The sequence below is a fragment of the Pseudomonas mendocina genome, from assembly GCF_900636545.1.
Lineage (GTDB): Bacteria > Pseudomonadota > Gammaproteobacteria > Pseudomonadales > Pseudomonadaceae > Aquipseudomonas > Aquipseudomonas mendocina.
This window is the reverse complement of sequence record NZ_LR134290.1, coordinates 4,291,827-4,309,898: the sequence shown is the minus strand read 5'-3', so window position 1 is coordinate 4,309,898 and position 18,072 is coordinate 4,291,827. Positions and strand designations below refer to the sequence as shown.

The 18,072-nt window shown below is 65.3% G+C and carries 16 protein-coding genes and 1 pseudogene; all 17 read left to right on the top strand.

Going from position 1 to position 18,072, the window contains the following annotated elements; translation table 11 throughout:
- Window positions 1–10 precede the first annotated feature (10 nt).
- The 17 genes and pseudogenes from pcaH (at window position 11) to pcaF (ending at window position 17,887) form a co-directional block, all read left to right on the top strand.
- Window positions 11–730: a protocatechuate 3,4-dioxygenase subunit beta gene (gene pcaH / locus EL191_RS20075; protein ID WP_017362045.1), complete on the top strand. Its 720-nt coding sequence runs from the start codon at window positions 11–13 to the stop codon at window positions 728–730.
- A 12-nt stretch (window positions 731–742) separates the two neighbouring features.
- The gene (gene pcaG, locus EL191_RS20070; RefSeq protein ID WP_017362044.1) at window positions 743–1,351 is read left to right on the top strand and encodes a protocatechuate 3,4-dioxygenase subunit alpha; all 609 of its coding nucleotides are present in this window, start codon (window positions 743–745) and stop codon (window positions 1,349–1,351) included.
- Between the two features lie 4 nt (window positions 1,352–1,355).
- Window positions 1,356–2,399, top strand: a complete 1,044-nt coding sequence (gene zapE / locus EL191_RS20065; protein WP_080764303.1) for a cell division protein ZapE — start codon at window positions 1,356–1,358, stop codon at window positions 2,397–2,399.
- Window positions 2,393–3,340: an AEC family transporter gene (locus EL191_RS20060; protein ID WP_017362042.1), complete on the top strand. Its 948-nt coding sequence runs from the start codon at window positions 2,393–2,395 to the stop codon at window positions 3,338–3,340. The genes zapE and EL191_RS20060 overlap by 7 nt, the downstream gene beginning before the upstream one ends.
- A gap of 235 nt (window positions 3,341–3,575) precedes the next feature.
- Entirely contained in the window at window positions 3,576–4,421 is an 846-nt protein-coding gene (locus EL191_RS20055) for an IclR family transcriptional regulator (protein ID WP_041980495.1), read from the top strand.
- A gap of 212 nt (window positions 4,422–4,633) precedes the next feature.
- On the top strand, window positions 4,634–5,578 hold the full coding sequence (locus EL191_RS20050) for an AraC family transcriptional regulator (RefSeq protein WP_036994742.1): 945 nt from the start codon (window positions 4,634–4,636) through the stop codon (window positions 5,576–5,578).
- 217 nt (window positions 5,579–5,795) lie between these two features.
- Window positions 5,796–7,157 (top strand): benzoate 1,2-dioxygenase large subunit, encoded by a 1,362-nt coding sequence (benA, locus tag EL191_RS20045; RefSeq protein ID WP_041980497.1) that lies wholly within the window; start codon window positions 5,796–5,798, stop codon window positions 7,155–7,157.
- The gene (benB, locus tag EL191_RS20040; RefSeq protein ID WP_041980499.1) at window positions 7,158–7,646 is read left to right on the top strand and encodes a benzoate 1,2-dioxygenase small subunit; all 489 of its coding nucleotides are present in this window, start codon (window positions 7,158–7,160) and stop codon (window positions 7,644–7,646) included.
- Between the two features lie 81 nt (window positions 7,647–7,727).
- Entirely contained in the window at window positions 7,728–8,738 is a 1,011-nt protein-coding gene (gene benC, locus EL191_RS20035; protein ID WP_041980501.1) for a benzoate 1,2-dioxygenase electron transfer component BenC, read from the top strand.
- 285 nt (window positions 8,739–9,023) lie between these two features.
- On the top strand, window positions 9,024–9,788 hold the full coding sequence (locus EL191_RS20030) for a 1,6-dihydroxycyclohexa-2,4-diene-1-carboxylate dehydrogenase (RefSeq protein ID WP_041980742.1): 765 nt from the start codon (window positions 9,024–9,026) through the stop codon (window positions 9,786–9,788).
- 74 nt (window positions 9,789–9,862) lie between these two features.
- Entirely contained in the window at window positions 9,863–11,203 is a 1,341-nt protein-coding gene (locus EL191_RS20025) for an MFS transporter (RefSeq protein WP_017362035.1), read from the top strand.
- Window positions 11,204–11,303: 100 nt separating this feature from the next.
- Window positions 11,304–12,518, top strand: a complete 1,215-nt coding sequence (locus EL191_RS20020; RefSeq protein WP_013717239.1) for a benzoate/H(+) symporter BenE family transporter — start codon at window positions 11,304–11,306, stop codon at window positions 12,516–12,518.
- A gap of 200 nt (window positions 12,519–12,718) precedes the next feature.
- The gene (locus EL191_RS20015; RefSeq protein ID WP_017362034.1) at window positions 12,719–13,999 is read left to right on the top strand and encodes an OprD family porin; all 1,281 of its coding nucleotides are present in this window, start codon (window positions 12,719–12,721) and stop codon (window positions 13,997–13,999) included.
- 535 nt (window positions 14,000–14,534) lie between these two features.
- Window positions 14,535–14,954: pseudogene (locus EL191_RS24750) on the top strand (methyl-accepting chemotaxis protein); the annotation flags it as partial.
- A 97-nt stretch (window positions 14,955–15,051) separates the two neighbouring features.
- Window positions 15,052–15,903, top strand: coding sequence for a CoA transferase subunit A (locus tag EL191_RS20005; protein ID WP_041980505.1), 852 nt, complete (start codon window positions 15,052–15,054; stop codon window positions 15,901–15,903).
- Window positions 15,903–16,685 (top strand): CoA-transferase subunit beta, encoded by a 783-nt coding sequence (locus EL191_RS20000; protein ID WP_013717235.1) that lies wholly within the window; start codon window positions 15,903–15,905, stop codon window positions 16,683–16,685. The genes EL191_RS20005 and EL191_RS20000 overlap by 1 nt, the downstream gene beginning before the upstream one ends.
- A complete protein-coding gene (gene pcaF / locus EL191_RS19995; RefSeq protein ID WP_041980507.1) occupies window positions 16,682–17,887 on the top strand; it encodes a 3-oxoadipyl-CoA thiolase in 1,206 nt (401 codons plus the stop codon). The genes EL191_RS20000 and pcaF overlap by 4 nt, the downstream gene beginning before the upstream one ends.
- Window positions 17,888–18,072 lie beyond the last annotated feature (185 nt).

The following is an 18,072-nucleotide window of genomic DNA, read 5'->3' as shown; positions in this document are numbered from 1 at the left end:
GGAGTGCGCCATGCCTGCCGAGGACAATTGCCGTTTCGTCATTCGTGACCGTAATTGGCACCCGAAAGCCTTCACCCCCGACTACAAGACCTCCATCACCCGCTCACCGCGTCAGGCGCTGGTGAGCATCCCGCAATCGATTTCCGAAACCACCGGTCCGGACTTCTCGCACCTGAAGTTCGCCGAGCACGACAACGACCTGCTGCTCAACTTCAATAACGGTGGGCTGCCCATCGGTGAGCGCATCATCGTCTCCGGCCGGGTGATGGATCAGTACGGCAAGCCGATCCCGCATACCCTGGTGGAAATGTGGCAGGCCAACGCAGGCGGCCGCTATCGTCACAAGAACGACCGCTATCTGGCGCCGCTCGATCCCAACTTCGGCGGTGTCGGCCGCGCGCTGACCGACAGCGAAGGCCGCTACATCTTCCGCACCATCAAGCCAGGCCCCTATCCGTGGCGTAACAATCCCAACGACTGGCGCCCGGCGCATATCCACTTTTCGCTCAACGGCCCGTCGATCTCCACGCGCCTGATTACCCAGCTGTATTTCGAGGGCGATCCGCTGATCCCGCTGTGCCCGATCGTCAAATCCATCGCCAACCCGGACGCGGTACAGACGCTGATCGCCAAGCTGGACATGGGCACGGCCAATCCGATGGACTGCCTGGCCTACCGCTTCGACATCGTGCTGCGTGGCCAGCGTAAAACCCATTTCGAGAATAAGTAAGGAGGGATGACCATGCCTGTTGAATTGCTGCCGGAAACCCCTTCGCAAACCGCCGGCCCCTACGTCCATATCGGCCTGGCCCTGGCTGCCGCGGGTAACCCGACCCGCGAGCAGGAAATCTGGAACCAGATGGCGCGCCCTGAAGCCCCGGGCGAGCACATCGTGCTGGTCGGCCACGTCTACGACGGCAATGGCCACCTGGTGCGCGATGCCTTCCTCGAACTGTGGCAGGCCGATCATCAAGGCCACTACGACGAGGATTACGACCAATCCAAGCCGTTCAACGGCTTCGGCCGTACCGCCACCACCTTCGATGCCGACAGCGAGTGGTTCGCCTACACGGTCAAGCCGGGTGTGGTGAAAAGGCCCGCTGGGGTGCCGATGGCGCCGCATATCAACGTCGCGCTGTTCGCTCGGGGCATCAACATCCACCTCAATACTCGCCTGTATTTCGAGGATGAGGCCGAAGCCAACGCCAAGGACCCGGTGCTCAACCTGATCGAGCAGCCGCAGCGCCGTGAGACGCTGATCGCCAAACGTTGCGAAGTGGAGGGCAAGACCGCCTACCGTTTCGATATCCGTATCCAGGGGGACGGCGAGACAGTGTTCTTTGACTTCTGACCCGGTGGCGCCCGCCGAGGCGGTGCGCCGTCACTTCGACCGCGAGCTGGCGGCCCGGGGCTTTCGCGCTGACCCCGCCCAGCAGCGGGCCATCGCCCAACTCGCCGACTGGCTGGGCGCGCAGCTGGCGCCCAAGCGGCGCTGGCGGCGTCCGGCTGCGGGTTTTTACCTGTGGGGCGGTGTCGGGCGCGGCAAGAGCTTCGTCATGGATTGCCTGTTCGCCGCCGCGCCCGTGGTGAACAAGCGCCGGGTGCACGTGCACGGTTTTCTCCAGGAGCTGCAACAGCACCTGAACGCCTACAGCGGCCAGCCCGAGCCGCTGGCCCGGGTCGCCGCCGACCTGGCCGGGGAGGCGCGTCTGCTGTGCTTCGATGAATTCCATGTGCACGACATCGGCGACGCCATTCTCCTCGGGCGCCTGCTCGAATGCCTGCTGCGTGAAGGCGTGGCGTTGGTGTTCACGTCCAATTTCGCGCCGGCCGGGCTGTGCCCGAACCCGCTCTATCATGTACGCTTCAGGCCGTTCATCACGTTGCTGCAGCGCCATTGTCAGGTGCTCGAACTGGACGCCGGCGAAGACTATCGCCAACGCACCCGGCACGATTGGGGACGCTTCATCCAGGCGCCTGCCGAGCGGGCCGACAGGCTGTTGTGTAGCGCCTTGCAGATCGTCGCGGGCGAGGGCAGCGAGCTGGAACTGAACCGCCGCTCGTTCGCCCTGCGGGGGCGAAGCGGGCAGGGGATCTGGCTGGATTTTTCGGCGCTGTTCGAGGTGCCGTCTTCGACCGCGGATTACCTGTGGTTGTGCGAACATCTCGCTTGCGTCGCCGTCAGTAACGTTCCGCCGCTGCATCGGCTGTCACTGGATGTGCAGCAGCGGGTGATCAATTTCATCGATGTTGCCTACGACAGTGGGGTGGTCCTGCTGCTCGCCAGCGAGTCGAGCCTGGAGCAGGTGTGCGCCGATATCGGCACCAGCGATTTCAGCCGCACCCGCAGCCGTTTGCAGCAACTGTCCAGCTCTGTGGAGAACTGCGTCGCGTGTTAGCCGTACTCAGCATTACCGCACCGATTTTCATCCTGATCGGTCTGGGTTTCGTGTCGGTACGGGGTGGTCTGGTCAACCGCGAACAACTGCGCGGCATGGGCACCTTCGTCATCACCTTCGCCCTGCCCGCCCTGGTATTCAACGCCCTGGCCAAGCGGCCGCTGAGTGAGGTGCTCAACGTGCCGTACATGGGCGCCTATGCCCTGGGCTCGCTGGCGATCTTCGCCATCGGTTTTACCGTGACCTTCGGGTTGCGCCGGCAGGGCGTGTCGCGCAGCGCGATCATGGCCCTGGGCGTGTCGGTGTCCAACAGCGGTTTCATCGGTTATCCGATCGCGCTCACGGTGCTGGGCGAGCAAGCTGCCGTGGCGCTGGCCCTGGGCATGCTGGTGGAAAACCTGCTGATGATCCCCCTGGCCCTGATGCTTGCCGAAAGCGGGCAGCAGCAGGCGCAGTCGAAGTGGGCGGTGCTGGGTGAAACCCTCAAGCGCCTGCTGAAGCATCCGATCATCATCGGTATCAGTCTGGGCGTGGTTGTCTCGTTGCTGGGAATCGACCTGCCGACCCTGCTGAGCCGGCCCATCGACATGTTGGCCAGTGCCTCGGCGCCGGTGGCGCTGTTCGTGATCGGCGGTACCCTGTACGGCATGAAGGCCAACGGCGTTTGGCGCGAAGTGGCGCAAATCAGCCTGGCCAAGCTGCTGCTGCATCCGCTGGCGGTGTTCACCGCACTGATGCTGATGCCGGGTATCGAGCCGCACATGCTGGTGGCCGGAGTGCTGTTCGCCAGTGCGCCGATGCTGAGCATCTACCCGATAATGGGCCAGCGCTTCGGCCTCGAGGAACGTTGCGCGGCGGCGCTGGTCGGGGCGACCGTGTTGGCGTTCTTCACTATCAGTGCGCTGATCGGCTTCATCGAATTCCGCGGGCTGCTCGCCTAAGCAGTGGCGAACCCCGCCCGCGCCCCGAGGGAGGCCTGACTCTAACGGCCCGGGGCTGGGCGGCGAAGGTATTTAGCCGCGTAGCCCGGATGAAGACCGGGAATGACTGACACGATGCCCCCCGATTGCATGCGGGCTGCAGGAGCGTTATCTGCTGTTTTGCTTACCTATTTGCGATTACCGCACGATGGTTCGATAATCGCCAGAAGCTGTTCACCGCCGTTTCGGAGGCATCATGAGTGAATCCCGTCCGCCGCTTACCAGTCTTGCGCCGCCACCCTACGTGTCGCCGGCCAAACGCATCGAGGAGTTCGCCGGCGACCCCAACTTCATGACCTCCCTGGCGCGAGGCCTGGCGGTGATCAATGCCTTCCAGGAGCGCAAGCGCCACCTGACCATCGCGCAGATCAGCCACCGCACCGAGATTCCCCGCGCTGCCGTACGCCGCTGCCTCTACAGCCTGATGAAACTGGGTTACGTCACCACCGACGGGCGCACCTATTCGCTGCTGCCCAAGGTGCTGACGCTGGGGCATGCCTACCTGTCCTCGACGCCACTCGCTGTGTCTGCGCAGCCCTTCCTCGACCGCCTCAGCGAGCAGCTGCACGAAGCCTGCAACCTGGCGACACTGGAGGGCGAACAGGTGCTCTACATCGCCCGCTCGGCCATTCCGCAACGGCTGATCTCGGTGGACCTGAGCGTCGGCAGCCGCCTGCCGGCGTACTGCACGTCGATGGGCCGCATCCTCCTCGCCGCGCTGGACGATGACCAGTTGCAGGACTATCTGGCTCACGCCGAACTGCAACCCAAGACCAGCCGCACCCTGCACACCCCCGAAGCGCTGTGGGAATGTCTGCAGCGCGTGCGCCACCAGGGTTGGTGCGTGGTCGATCAGGAGCTGGAGCAGGGCCTGCGTTCGCTGGCCGTGCCGGTCTACGATTCCGCTGGCCATGTGCTGGCGGCCATGAACATCAGCACCCATGCCAGTCGTGTACCCACTGCCGAGCTGGAGAAGCGCTTCCTGCCGCTGATGTTGTCGGCCAGTCGTGAATTGAGCAGCCAGCTATTTCGTCCAGCTTGATCAGGCGAAACCGGGCGATTATCGACCGCTTCGATGTTCGCCGAAGGTGCGATTGCCTAAGCTCGGCCAGTGAATAAGCTGGATGAATGAGGCGACCGCTGATCGCTTCTTCTACACAGCGGGCGATTTGCCTGTATTCATGGTTCGAGCGAGGAGGGCAGCCTTGGCCCGTTAGCACTCGCCACCTACATAACAATGATAAGAGTGCCGTGATGCTCAACGAGAAGAGTCGGCTGTTCGCCAATGCCGATCCCTATGCGGTGTCCGATTACGTCAACCAGCATGTGGGGTCGCATTGCATTCGTCTGCCCAATAGCGGCCGCCCGGCGGCCAGCCTCAGCCATCGCAGCTTTGGCAGTGTCGATCTGTGCCGCATCAGCTATGGCGGTAGCGTGCGGGTCACCTCGCCAGCGCTGGAAACCATCTATCACCTGCAGGTGCTGCTGCAGGGCCATTGCCTGTGGCGCGGCCATGGTGAGGAGCACTACTTCACCCCTGGCGAACTGCTGCTGATCAACCCGGACGACCAGGTCGACCTGACCTACTCCGACGACTGCGAGAAGTTCATCGTCAAGCTGCCGGCTCACCTGATCGAGCGCGCCTGCGTCGACAACCACTGGCAGCGGCCGGGTGATGGCGTGCGTTTCGCCTCGCGTCATCAGTTGCAGCAACTGGAGGGTTTCACCAACCTGCTCGGCCTGATCTGCGTCGAAGCCGAGAGCGAGCAGTCGCTGCCGCTGGTGCAGGAACACTACACGCGCATCATCGCCAGCAAGCTGCTGGGGTTGTTGAGCAACAACGTACAGCGTCAGGAACTGTCGGAAAGCAGCCCGTCGTTCGAACGTCTGGTGCAGTTCATCGAGGACAACCTCAAGCAGGACATCAGCGTCGAACAACTGGCCCAGCTCGCGCACATGAGCCCTCGCTCGCTCTATGCGCTGTTCGAGAAACACCTGCGCACCACGCCCAAGCACTACATCCGCCAGCGCAAGCTGGAGCAGGTGCACGCCTGCCTGAAGGATCCGACGTCCAGGGTGCGCAACGTCACCGAGGTGGCGCTGGACTACGGCTTCCTGCACCTGGGACGCTTCTCCGAGAGTTACAAGAGCGCCTTTGGCGAACTGCCGTCGGACACCCTGCGGCGTCGCGAGGGGTAGACGCCATTCCCGGATTGCATCCGGGCTACGGGGGGCGGATGGTCCCTCTCCCGCCCTTCGGGCACCCTCTCCCAGGAGAGGGTCATCAGAAGGCCGCATAGCGGCCGTTTATTGGTGCTGCAGAAAACGGATAGGGTTCTGCACGAACTGGATATTGGTCGTGGGAATCAGTCCCTAGCCTTGGAACCGTTGAAACAATAACAACGGAGCCATGGCCATGACCCTGGGACTCGACTACCTCAACAGCCTGCTTGAAGAAGACAAGGACAAGGGCATCTTCCGCTGCAAGCGCGAGATGTTCACCGACCCGCGCCTGTTCGACCTGGAGATGCAGCACATCTTCGAGGGCAACTGGCTGTATCTGGCCCACGAGAGCCAGATCCCCAACGTCAACGACTACTACACCACCTACATGGGGCGTCAGCCGATCTTCATCGCGCGCAACAAGGACGGTGAACTCAACGCCTTCATCAACGCCTGCAGCCACCGTGGCGCCATGCTCTGCCGCTTCAAGAGCGGCAACAAGGCCAGCTACACCTGTCCGTTCCACGGCTGGACATTCAACAACAGCGGCAAGCTGCTCAAGGTCAAGGACCCCAAGGACGCCGGCTACCCGGACAGCTTCAACTGCGACGGTTCCCACGACCTGAAGAAGGTCGCCCGCTTCGAGTCCTACCGGGGCTTCCTGTTTGGCAGCCTGCGTGAGGACGTGGCGCCGCTGGAGGAGTTCCTCGGCGAGTCGAAGAAGATCATCGACATGGTCTGCGACCAGTCCACCGAGGGCCTGGAAGTGCTGCGCGGCTCCAGCACCTACGTCTACGAGGGCAACTGGAAACTGCAGGCGGAGAACGGTGCCGACGGCTACCACGTCTCCGCCGTGCACTGGAACTACGCCGCCACCCAGCAGCAGCGTAAGCTCAAGGAAGCCGGTGACGACATCCGCGCCATGAGCGCCGGCGGCTGGGGCAAGAAGGGCGGTGGTTTCTATTCTTTCGAGAACGGTCACCTGCTGCTCTGGACGCGCTGGGACAACCCCGAGGATCGCCCGCTGTTCGCCGACCGCGAGCGCCTCGCCGCCGAGTTCGGCGAGGCGCGCGCCGACTGGATGATCGGCCATTCGCGCAACCTCTGCCTGTACCCCAACCTGTACCTGATGGATCAGTTCGGCTCGCAACTGCGCGTCGCCCGGCCGCTGTCGGTGGACAAGACCGAAGTGACCATCTACTGCATCGCGCCCAAGGGCGAGAGTGCCGAAGCGCGCGCCCGACGCATCCGCCAGTACGAAGACTTCTTCAACGTTTCCGGCATGGCCACGCCGGACGACCTGGAAGAATTCCGCGCCTGCCAGCAGGGTTTCGCCGGCCGCGCGATGGAGTGGAACGACATGTCGCGCGGGGCCAAGCACTGGATCGACGGCGCCGACGACTCGGCCAGGGAGATCGACCTGCAGCCGCTGCTGTCCGGTGCGCGCACCGAGGACGAGGGGCTGTTCGTACTGCAGCACCATTACTGGCAACAGCAGATGATCGAGGCAGTGAAGAAAGAACAGGAACACCTGATCCACGTGGAGGGTGCGTGAATGAGCCTTTCCTATGATGTCGTGCGCGATTTCCTCTACCGCGAGGCGCGCTACCTGGACGACAAGCAGTGGGACGAGTGGCTGGAGCTGTACGCCCCGGACGCCGAGTTCTGGATGCCGGCCTGGGATGACCGCGATCAGTTGGTGGAGAACCCGCAGACCGAGATCTCGTTGATCTGGTACGGCAACCGCAGCGGCCTGGAGGATCGGGTGTTCCGCATCCGCACCGAGCGCTCCAGCGCCACCATTCCGGACACCCGGACTTCGCACAACATCAACAACATCGAGATCGTCGAGCAGGGCGAGGGCCTGACCAAGGTGCGCTTCAACTGGCACACCCTGAGCTTTCGCTACAAGACCGTCGACCACTTCTACGGCACCAGCTTCTACAGCCTCGACACGCGCGGGCCGAACCCGCTGATCAAGGCCAAGAAGGTGGTGCTGAAGAACGACTACGTCAGGCAGATCATCGACGTCTACCACATCTGAATCCGCTGCAGCCTTGCCGGTGGGGCCATTGGCTCCCGCCTCGGGGCGCTGCACGCCAAAAACTGCATAACGAGGTGCGCCATGAGCCACAAGATCGCACTGAATTTCGAGGACGGGGTCACCCGCTTCATCGACGCCAACCTGGGTGAGACGGTGGCCGACGCCGCCTATCGCCAGGGCATCAATATTCCGCTGGACTGCCGCGACGGCGCCTGCGGTGCCTGCAAGTGCTTCGCCGAAGCGGGGCAGTACGACCTCGGCGAGGAATACATCGAGGACGCCCTGAGCGAGGCCGAGGCCGAGCAGGGCTACGTGCTGACCTGCCAGATGCGCGCCGAGAGCGACTGCGTGATCCGCGTGCCGGCGTCGTCGCAGGTGTGCAAGACCCAGCAGGCCAGTTTCGAGGCCGCCATCAGCGCCGTGCGCAAGCTCTCCGACAGCACCATCGCGTTGTCGATCAAGGGCGAGGCGCTCAGCCAACTGGCGTTCCTGCCGGGGCAGTACGTCAATCTCAAGGTGCCGGGCAGTGAGCAGACGCGCGCTTACTCCTTCAGCAGTCTGCCGAAGGACGGCGAAGTCAGCTTCCTGATCCGCAACGTGCCGGGCGGGCTGATGAGCAGCTTCCTGAGTAACCTGGCCAAGGCCGGCGACAGCATCAGCCTGGCCGGCCCGCTGGGCAGCTTCTACCTGCGCGAGATCAAGCGCCCGCTGCTGCTGCTGGCTGGCGGTACCGGCCTGGCGCCGTTCACCGCGATGCTGGAGAAGATCGCCGCCGAAGGCTGCGCGCACCCGCTGCACCTGATCTACGGGGTGACCCACGACCAGGATCTGGTCGAGCTGGACAAGCTGGAAGCCTTCGCCGCGCGTATCCCCGGTTTCACCTTCAGCGCCTGTGTGGCCAACGAAGGCAGCAGCTACCCGAAAAAGGGCTACGTGACCCAGCACATCGAACCCAGGCACCTCAACGACGGCGAGGTGGACATCTACCTGTGCGGCCCGCCGCCGATGGTCGAGGCGGTCAGCGCCTACATCCGCGAGCAGGGCATCGCCCCGGCCAACTTCTACTACGAGAAATTCGCCGCCAGCGCCTAGGTGCGAGCGGGCTACAGGCTGCATCGGCGTGATGGGCTGAGTCACCCCTCTCCCATTTATGGGAGAGGGGAGAGGGGACGGGGGAGAGGGCAGGGCAGACGCCACCCTCTCTACAGAGTTGTAGCCCGGATGAAATCCGGGGGAAGTCCACGCAGCAGCCCCGGATAGCACCCGGGCTACAGGCTGTAGGAGCGGCTGGGCGGCGTACCGCTTTAGCCGCGATGCGCTTGGCGGGTCGATTCGCGGCTGAAGCCGCTTCCACGAGTGATGATCGAGGTACAACAGATGAACAAGCGTTTCCAAGACAAGGTCGCCGTGGTCACCGGCGCCGCCCAGGGCATCGGCCGTCGTGTGGCCGAGCGGCTGCTGGAGGAGGGCGCGCAGGTGCTGGCGGTGGATCGCTCCGAGCTGGTGTTCGAGCTGGCCGAGCGCGAGGCGGTGCTGTGCCTGACCGCCGACCTGGAGCAGGCAGGCGACTGCCAGCGCGTGATGCAGGCGGCGGTCGAGCGCTTCGGCCGGCTCGACATCCTCATCAACAACGTCGGCGGCACCATCTGGGCCAAGCCGTTCGAGCACTACGAAACGGCGCAGATCGAGGCCGAAGTGCGTCGCTCGCTGTTCCCCACCCTGTGGTGCTGCCATGCGGCGCTGCCGCAGATGCTGGCGCAGGGCAGTGGCGCCATCGTCAACGTTTCGTCCATCGCCACCCGTAGCGTCAACCGCGTGCCCTACGGCGCGGCCAAGGGCGGTGTCAACGCGCTGACCGCCTGCCTGGCCTTCGAGACCGCCGAGCGCGGCATTCGCGTCAACGCCACCGCCCCCGGCGGTACCGAGGCGCCGCCGCGGCGTATCCCGCGTAACAGTGCCGAGCAGAGCGAGCAGGAGAAGGTCTGGTACCAGCAGATCGTCGACCAGACCGTACACAGCAGCCTGATGAAACGCTACGGCACGCTCGACGAGCAGGTCGGCGCGATCCTCTTCCTCGCCTCGGACGAGGCCTCCTACATCACCGGTGTGACCTTGCCGGTAGGCGGTGGCGACCTGGGCTGAATCACCCTCCCGGCCGCTGCCACGGCCGTGGAACACAACGCAGTTTCGACAACAAAAACAAGAGTATCGATGCCATGCGACAGATCGACGTTCACACCGTCATAGACGGTGCCCGTTTCACCCGTTTCCACTGGATGGTCATGGCGCTGTGCGCGCTGTTGTTGATCTTCGATGGTTACGACCTGTTCATCTACGGTGTGGTGCTGCCCTCGATCATGCAGCAGTGGAACCTGACGCCACTGCAAGCCGGTGCACTGGGTAGCTACGCGCTGTTCGGCATGATGTTCGGTGCCCTGGCGTTCGGCACCCTGGCCGACCGGATCGGGCGCAAGAAGGGTATCGCCATCTGCTTCATGCTGTTTTCCTCGGCGACCATCCTCAACGGCTTCGCCAGTAGCCCTACCGAGTTCGGTATCTTCCGCTTCCTCGCCGGCCTCGGTTGCGGCGGCCTGATGCCCAATGCCGTGGCGCTGATGAACGAGTACGCGCCCAAGCGCCTGCGCAGCACGCTGGTGGCGGTGATGTTCAGCGGCTACTCGCTGGGTGGCATGCTCGCTGCCGGGGTGGGCATTTACATGCTGCCGCGCTTCGGTTGGGAATCGATGTTCTTCGCCGCCGCCATTCCCCTGCTGTTGCTGCCGCTGATCCTCTGGAAACTGCCGGAATCGGTGGGCTTTCTGGTACGCCAGGGCCGGCATGAGCAGGCTCGCGCGATATTGGCCAAGGTCGATCCGGAGCTGCGCATCGACGCAGCCGATCAATTGCAGATGAACGATGCCAAGGGCCAGGGCGTGGCGGTGCTGGAGCTGTTCCGCGAAGGCCGCGCACTGCGCACCCTGTGCCTGTGGCTGGCGTTCTTCTGCTGCCTGCTGATGGTCTACGCGCTCAGTTCCTGGCTGCCCAAGCTGATGGCCGGCGCCGGCTACAGTCTGGGTTCGAGCCTGTCGTTCCTGCTGGCGCTGAACTTCGGCGGCATGGCCGGGGCCATCCTTGGCGGTTGGTTGGGCGACCGCTTCAACCTGGGCAAGGTGATGGTGGCGTTCTTCGTCGCCGCCGCCGTGTCGATCAGCCTGCTCGGCTTCAAGAGCCCGACGCCGCTGCTCTACGGCCTGATCTTCATCGCCGGGGCCACCACCATCGGCACGCAGATCCTGCTGTATGCCGGTGCCGCGCAGTTCTACGGCCTGTCGATCCGCTCCACCGGCCTGGGCTGGGCCTCCGGCATCGGCCGCAATGGCGCCATCGTCGGGCCGCTGCTCGGCGGCGCGCTGATGGCCATCAACCTGCCGCTGCAACTGAACTTCATCGCCTTCGCCGTACCGGGTGCCATTGCCGCCCTGGCCATGGCGGTGTTCACCCTCAGTGGCCAGCGGCGCCAGGCTGCCGACGCCGCGTTGCTCGCCGCCAAGGCCTGATCCGCACGCCGTGCTCCTGCCCGCAAATGGGCAGGAGACGGCCGTTCCGACACCGAGCGCCTTCCGCTGGCGGAAGGCCACACTGACTTGCGAGGCTGACATGCACGCTCTGCTGCGCGACTGTTCGCTGCCTGCCCTGGTGGCCGGTCTGCTCGCCACCACCATCTCCTACGCCGGGCCGCTGGTGCTGATCTTCCATGCGGCAGAAAGCGCCGGCCTGTCACAGGCGTTGCTGTCGTCCTGGGTCTGGGCCATTTCCATCGGCAGCGGCGTGCTGGGCATCGTGCTCAGCCTGCGCTATCGCACGCCGGTGGTGATCGCCTGGTCGATCCCCGGCAGCGCGCTGCTGGTGGGGGCGCTGCCCACGCTGGGGCTGAACCAGGCCATCGGCGCCTATCTGGTGGCCAACCTGATCCTGCTGCTGATCGCCCTCAGTGGTAGCTTCGACCGCCTGCTGGCGCGCCTGCCGGGCTCCATCGCGGCGGGGTTGCAGGCCGGCATCCTGTTCGCCTTCGGCATCGAGGTATTCAAGGCGCTGCCCGAGCAGCCGCTGCTGATCGCCAGCATGTTCGTCACCTACCTGCTGCTGCGCCGGACGGCGCCGCGTTATGCGGTGGCCGGGGTGCTGCTGGTGGGTGCGGCGCTGACCCTGTTCGGCGGGCAACTGCGCAGCGAGGCACTGGTGCTGGAGCTGGCCACGCCACAGTGGATCGCCCCCGAGTTCAGCCTGGCCGCCACCCTCAACCTGGCGCTGCCGCTGGTGCTGGTGGCGCTGACCGGGCAGTTCATGCCGGGCATGGCGGTGCTGCGCAACGCCGGCTACGACACCCCGGCCAGCCCGATCATCGGCGCCAGCGCCATCGGCGGGGCGCTGCTGGCGCCCTTCGGCTGCCATGGCCTGAACCTGGCTGCGGTCACCGCCAGCCTGTGCACCGGCCGCGAGGCCCATGAAGACCCACGGCGGCGCTATATCGCCGCGTTGTCCGGCAGCCTCGCCTACCTGCTGTTCGGCATCGCCGGTGCCACCCTGGTGTCGCTGTTCGCCGCCTTTCCCGCCGCGCTGATCGCCGCCCTGGCCGGGCTGGCGCTGTACGGCGCGTTCAGCGAGGCCCTGGCGCGCAGCCTGAGCGAGCCGCAGGAGCGTGATGCCGGGCTGTTCACCTTTCTGGTGACGGCTTCCGGGGTGACCTTCCTCGGCCTGTCGGCAGCCTTCTGGGGGTTGCTGTTCGGCCTGGCCGCGCACCTGCTGCTGCGGGCAAGGCGGCAATCGCCAAGTGCCACGAATAACCCGCGGGCCGCGCCGATGCGCGAGTGATATGGCCGTAGGGTGTCGCGGGGCCGCGTAGACGTGCGTGCCAAGTATCGGCGTCGGTATCGGTGCGCATGGCGCACCCTACGGTTTCCCGCGCTACCCAAATGACCTGATCCAACCTCCCAACCGGCCGCTCCCAGGCTGCCGGGCGGGTTTCTGCAACCTCGATAACAACAATCCGAACAACAAAGAGTACGAGAGCCATGACGCACACCCCACGCCTTTGCCTGCTGTCCTCCGCCATCGCCGCCTGCCTGCCGAGCCTGAGCCTGGCCGGCGAGGGCGGTTTCATCGAAGACACCACTGCCACCCTCACGGCGCGCAACTATTACTTCAGCCGCGACTTCTCCGACATCGTCGGGCCGAACCGGCAGTCCAAGGCCGAGGAGTGGGCGCAGGGCTTCATCCTCAACGTCAAATCTGGCTATACGCCAGGCACGGTGGGCTTCGGTGTCGATGCCATCGGCCTGCTCGGTATCAAGCTCGACAGCAGCCCGGATCGGGTCAACACCGGGCTGTTGCCCACCCGCGAGAGCGGCAAGGCGGCGGACGACTACAGCCGCCTGGGCGTGGCGGCCAAGGTGCGGGTGTCCAAGACCGAGCTGAAGGTGGGCGAACTGCAGCCCAACCTGCCGGTGCTGACCTTCTCCGATATCCGCTTGCTGCCGCCCAGCTACCAGGGCGTGAGCCTGGTCTCCAACGAGTTCGCCGGCCTGACCCTGCAGGCGGGCCATCTCAATTCCACCAGCCTGCGCAACGAGGCCGGCGACGACAAGATGCTCGCCATGCTCGGGCACTTGCCGCAGCGCGGCGCGACCAGCGATGCCTTCAACTATGCCGGCGGCGACTATGCCTTCAATACCGCGCGCAGCTCGCTGAGTGCCTGGTACGGCCAGCTCGAGGACATCTACCAGCAGCGTTTCCTCGGTTTCAAGCACAGCGAGCCGCTCGGTGCCTGGACGCTGGGCGCCAACCTCGGCTTCTTTGACTCCAGCGAAGACGGCAAGGGCCTGCTCGGCGACATCGACAACCAGGCGCTGTTCGCCCTGCTCTCGGCCAGACACGGCGGGCATACCCTCTATGTCGGTTACCAGGCGATGTTCGGTGACACGGCTTTTCCCCGCGTGTTCGCCAACGTCACGCCGCTGGGCAACGAGGTGCCCACCTTCGAGTTCGCCTCCGCCGACGAGCGCTCCTGGCAACTGCGCTACGACTACGACTTCGCCGCCATGGGCGTACCGGGCCTGGTGGCCGGGGCGCGCTACATCCGTGGTGACAACGTCGATGTGCAGGCCACCAATCGCGGCGGCCCGCGCTACGAGGGCAAGGACTGGGAACGTGACCTAGACATCGGCTACGTGGTGCAGAGCGGTTCGCTCAAGGGCCTCGGTGTGCGTGTGCGCAACGTCGTCGCGCGCTCCAACTACCGCAGCGACATCGACGAGAACCGGCTGATCCTCAGCTACACCTGGAACCTGCTGTAACGGCAGGCGGAGCCGGCTGTGCGGCCGGCTCCGCAACCTGTGGAGAGCCACCATGATCGCAATTTCATGCGCGGTGCTCGCCGCCCTCTGCTCGCTCGTGTTGCTGACCCAGGTCAGCGAGTCGCTGACGCAGGGCGCCGCCGCGCTGGCTATGCTCGCCAGCCTGGGTGCCTGCTGGCGACGACCGGCCACGCCCACACCGCCGACCCTGAGCGTCTTGCCGCCATTGCCCGAACCGATGCTGCTGGTGTCGGCCGAACCGCTCATCGAGCCCGCACCGCCCGCGCCGGTCTTGGGTCTTGCCCCGGTGCTGGCGCGGTTGGACGAGCTGGAACAGGCCATTGCCGCCAGCCGTGACGACATGCAGTACGCCGACCAGTTAGCGCGTGGGGCGGGTGAGAAGGTGCAGACCAGCGCCGAGAGCATTCGCGCCGCCACGGCCACCATCGAGCGCCTGGCCGGACACATGGAGCCGGTGACGCGGGTGTTCGACGACCTCGGTGCACAGACCGAGCGCATCGGCAGCATCGTCGGCAGCATTCAGGACATCGCCAAGCAGACCAACCTGCTGGCCCTCAACGCAGCCATCGAGGCGGCGCGGGCGGGTGAGCAGGGCAGGGGCTTCGCCGTGGTCGCCGACGAGGTGCGCCACCTGGCGCAGCGGGCCAACGCCGCCAGCGAGCAGATCCGCCAGATCGTCGCCAGCCTGCAACTGGCCGCAGCCGATGCGCGGGGTGGCCTGGGCCAGTTGGAGGCTGACAGCCGCACCGGACTCGGGCAGTCGGCCGATGCCCTGCAGGCCATGGCCGAGATGCGCGAAGGGGCCAGTGCGCGGCTGGTGATCGTGCAGCGCATCGTCGAGCGCCTGGCCACCCAGCAGGCGCTGGCCCTGGGCATGCGCGCCGCGCTGGAAGACGATGCTGTCATCAGGAATGGTTCGATAATCGCACGATAAGGCGATTATCGGATTGTTTGGCCGAGCGCCCCATCCTAACCTGATCCCCATGGCCACCCCATCGCGGTGGCGTCTGCAACCTGAAGAGAACCCCACGATGGCCGACATCATCACCCTGCGCGAGGCCATTTCGCGCCATGTCCAAGACGGCGATTGCGTCGCCCTCGAAGGCTTCACCCACCTGATTCCCACTGCCGCTGCCCACGAGATCATCCGTCAGGGCAAGAAAGACCTGCATCTGGTGCGCATGACCCCGGACCTGGTCTACGACCTGCTGATCGGTGCCGGCTGCGCGCGCAAGCTGACCTTCTCCTGGGGCGGCAACCCTGGCGTTGGTTCGCTGCACCGCCTGCGCGACGCGGTCGAGAAGCACTGGCCACACAAGCTGGAAATTAGCGAGCACAGCCACGCGGCCATGGCCAACGCCTACGTCTCCGGTGCCTCCAACCTGCCGTTCGCCGTGCTGCGTGGCTACCAGGGCTCCGACCTGGTCAAGGTCAACCCGGACATCAAGTTCATCGAGTGCCCGTTCACTGGCGAGAAGCTGGCCGCGATCCCCAGCGTGCGTCCGGACGTTACCGTGATCCACGCGCAGAAGGCCGACCGCAAGGGCAACGTGCTGATCCAGGGCATCCTCGGCGTGCAGAAGGAGGCCGCCCTGGCCGCCAAGCGCTGCATCGTCACGGTCGAGGAAATCGTCGACGACCTGCAGGCGCCGATGAACGCCTGCGTGCTGCCCACCTGGGCCGTCAGTGCGGTCTGCGTGGTGCCCGGTGGTGCCCATCCGTCCTACGCCCATGGCTACTACGAGCGTGACAACCGCTTCTATCAGGACTGGGATCCGATCGCCCGCAACCGCGACACCTTCACCGCCTGGATCGATGAATACATCCGCGACACCGAGGATTTTGCGCACTACCAGGCAAAAGTGAATGGGGAGGCCAAGTGATGAGCGACTTCAACACCAATGAAATGATGACCGTGGCCGCCGCTCGCCGCCTCGGCAACGGCACCGTCTGCTTCGTCGGCATCGGCCTGCCGTCCAAGGCCGCCAACCTGGCTCGCCTGACCCACGCCCCGGAAGTGGTACTGATCTACGAATCCGGCCCCATCGGCGCCAAGCCGAGCGTGCTGCCGCTGTCCATCGGTGACGGCGAGCTGGCGGAAACCGCCGACACCGTGGTGCCCACCGGCGAAATCTTCCGCTACTGGCTGCAGGGCGGGCGTATCGACGTCGGCTTCCTCGGCGCCGCCCAGGTCGACAAGTACGGCAACATCAACACCACCGTGATCGGCGATTACCACGCACCGAAAGTGCGCCTGCCGGGCGCCGGTGGCGCGCCGGAAATCGCCGGTTCTGCCAAGAAGGTGCTGATCATCCTCAAGCAGGGCCATCGTACCTTCGTCGACAAGCTGGCCTTCATCACCTCGGTCGGCCACGGCGAGGGTGGCGATCATCGCAAGCGCCTGGGCCTGCCGGGCGACGGTCCGGTGGCGATCATCACCGACCTGTGCATCATGGAGCCGGAAGCCGGCACCAATGAGTTCATCGTCACCTCGCTGCACCCGGGCGTGACCCGCGAGCAGGTGATCGAGAACACCGGCTGGCAGATCCGCTTCGCCGACAGCGTGGGCACCACCGAGGCTCCGACCGCCGCGGAACTGGCTGCCCTGCGTGACCTGGAAGCGCGTACCGCTGCCGCTCACGGCCAGGCCGGAGGTGAGGAATGAGCCGCGACGTATTCATCTGCGACGCCATCCGCACGCCCATTGGCCGCTTCGGCGGCGCGCTGGCGCCGGTGCGTGCCGACGACCTGGCGGCCATCCCGTTCAAGGCGCTGATCGAGCGCAACCCGCAGCTCGACCTGGCGGCCATCGACGAAGTGTTTATGGGCTGCGCCAACCAGGCCGGCGAGGACAACCGCAACGTGGCACGCATGGCGCTGCTGCTGGCCGGCATCCCCGACAGCGTGCCGGGCGTCACCCTCAACCGCCTCTGCGCCTCTGGCCTGGATGCGGTGGGCACGGCCTTCCGCGCCATCGCAGCCGGTGAAATGGAACTGGCCATAGCCGGCGGCGTGGAATCCATGTCCCGTGCGCCCTATGTGATGGGCAAGGCCGCCACGGCATTTGGCCGTGAGCAGAAAATTGAAGATACGACCATTGGCTGGCGTTTCATCAACCCGCTGATGAAGGCGCAGTATGGCGTCGACGCCATGCCGCAGACCGCCGACAACGTCGCCGACGAGTATCAGGTATCGCGCGCCGACCAGGACCTGTTCGCCCTGCGCAGTCAGCAGCGTGCCGCGCGTGCCCAGGCCGAAGGCTTCTTCGCCGAGGAAATCGTGCCGGTGGTGATCAAGGGCAAGAAGGCCGACACCGTGGTCGATACCGACGAGCACCCGCGCGCCGATACCACCCTCGAAGCATTGGCCAAGCTCAAGCCGGTCAACGGCGAGGGCAAGACCGTCACCGCCGGCAATGCCTCGGGCGTCAACGACGGCGCCGTGGCGCTGATCCTGGCCAGTGCCGAAGCCGTGAAGAAACATGGCCTGACCCCGCGTGCCAAGGTGCTCGGCATGGCCAGCGCCGGCGTGGCGCCACGGGTCATGGGTATCGGCCCGGTGCCGGCGGTGCGCAAACTGCTGGAGCGGCTGAACCTGGGCATCGACCAGTTCGATGTGGTCGAGCTCAACGAAGCCTTCGCCGCCCAGGGCCTGGCGGTGATGCGCGAGCTGGGTTTGCCGGACGACAGCGCCAAGGTCAACCCCAACGGCGGCGCCATCGCCCTCGGCCACCCGCTGGGTGCCAGCGGCGCTCGCCTGGTGCAGACCGCGCTGCATCAGTTGGAGAAATCCGGCGGCAAGCTGGGTCTGGCGACCATGTGCGTGGGCGTGGGGCAGGGGCTGGCGCTGGCCATCGAGCGGGTGTGACGGCCTGCCGAACGCTGTAGGGTGGGCTTTAGCCCACCATGACTATCGCGCGAGAGGATCGTAGGGTGGCCGGGCGGTGATCCGTTTTAGCCCGCCATTTTCACAGTGGTGGGCTGAAGCCCACCCTACGCACTGGATTCGCCCACGTCGCCCTGCCAACCTAGGCCTACCCTCAAACTGCTGGA

Coding starts and splice junctions, on each gene's coding strand:
- EL191_RS20015 (WP_017362034.1), top strand. CDS start 12,719: ATGACGCACACCCCACGCCTTTGCCTGCTGTCCTCCGCCATCGCCGCC.
- pcaG (WP_017362044.1), top strand. CDS start 743: ATGCCTGTTGAATTGCTGCCGGAAACCCCTTCGCAAACCGCCGGCCCC.
- pcaH (WP_017362045.1), top strand. CDS start 11: ATGCCTGCCGAGGACAATTGCCGTTTCGTCATTCGTGACCGTAATTGG.
- EL191_RS20050 (WP_036994742.1), top strand. CDS start 4,634: ATGCTCAACGAGAAGAGTCGGCTGTTCGCCAATGCCGATCCCTATGCG.
- EL191_RS20005 (WP_041980505.1), top strand. CDS start 15,052: ATGGCCGACATCATCACCCTGCGCGAGGCCATTTCGCGCCATGTCCAA.
- benB (WP_041980499.1), top strand. CDS start 7,158: ATGAGCCTTTCCTATGATGTCGTGCGCGATTTCCTCTACCGCGAGGCG.
- EL191_RS20020 (WP_013717239.1), top strand. CDS start 11,304: ATGCACGCTCTGCTGCGCGACTGTTCGCTGCCTGCCCTGGTGGCCGGT.
- EL191_RS20025 (WP_017362035.1), top strand. CDS start 9,863: ATGCGACAGATCGACGTTCACACCGTCATAGACGGTGCCCGTTTCACC.
- EL191_RS20030 (WP_041980742.1), top strand. CDS start 9,024: ATGAACAAGCGTTTCCAAGACAAGGTCGCCGTGGTCACCGGCGCCGCC.
- benC (WP_041980501.1), top strand. CDS start 7,728: ATGAGCCACAAGATCGCACTGAATTTCGAGGACGGGGTCACCCGCTTC.
- EL191_RS20055 (WP_041980495.1), top strand. CDS start 3,576: ATGAGTGAATCCCGTCCGCCGCTTACCAGTCTTGCGCCGCCACCCTAC.
- benA (WP_041980497.1), top strand. CDS start 5,796: ATGACCCTGGGACTCGACTACCTCAACAGCCTGCTTGAAGAAGACAAG.
- EL191_RS20000 (WP_013717235.1), top strand. CDS start 15,903: ATGAGCGACTTCAACACCAATGAAATGATGACCGTGGCCGCCGCTCGC.
- pcaF (WP_041980507.1), top strand. CDS start 16,682: ATGAGCCGCGACGTATTCATCTGCGACGCCATCCGCACGCCCATTGGC.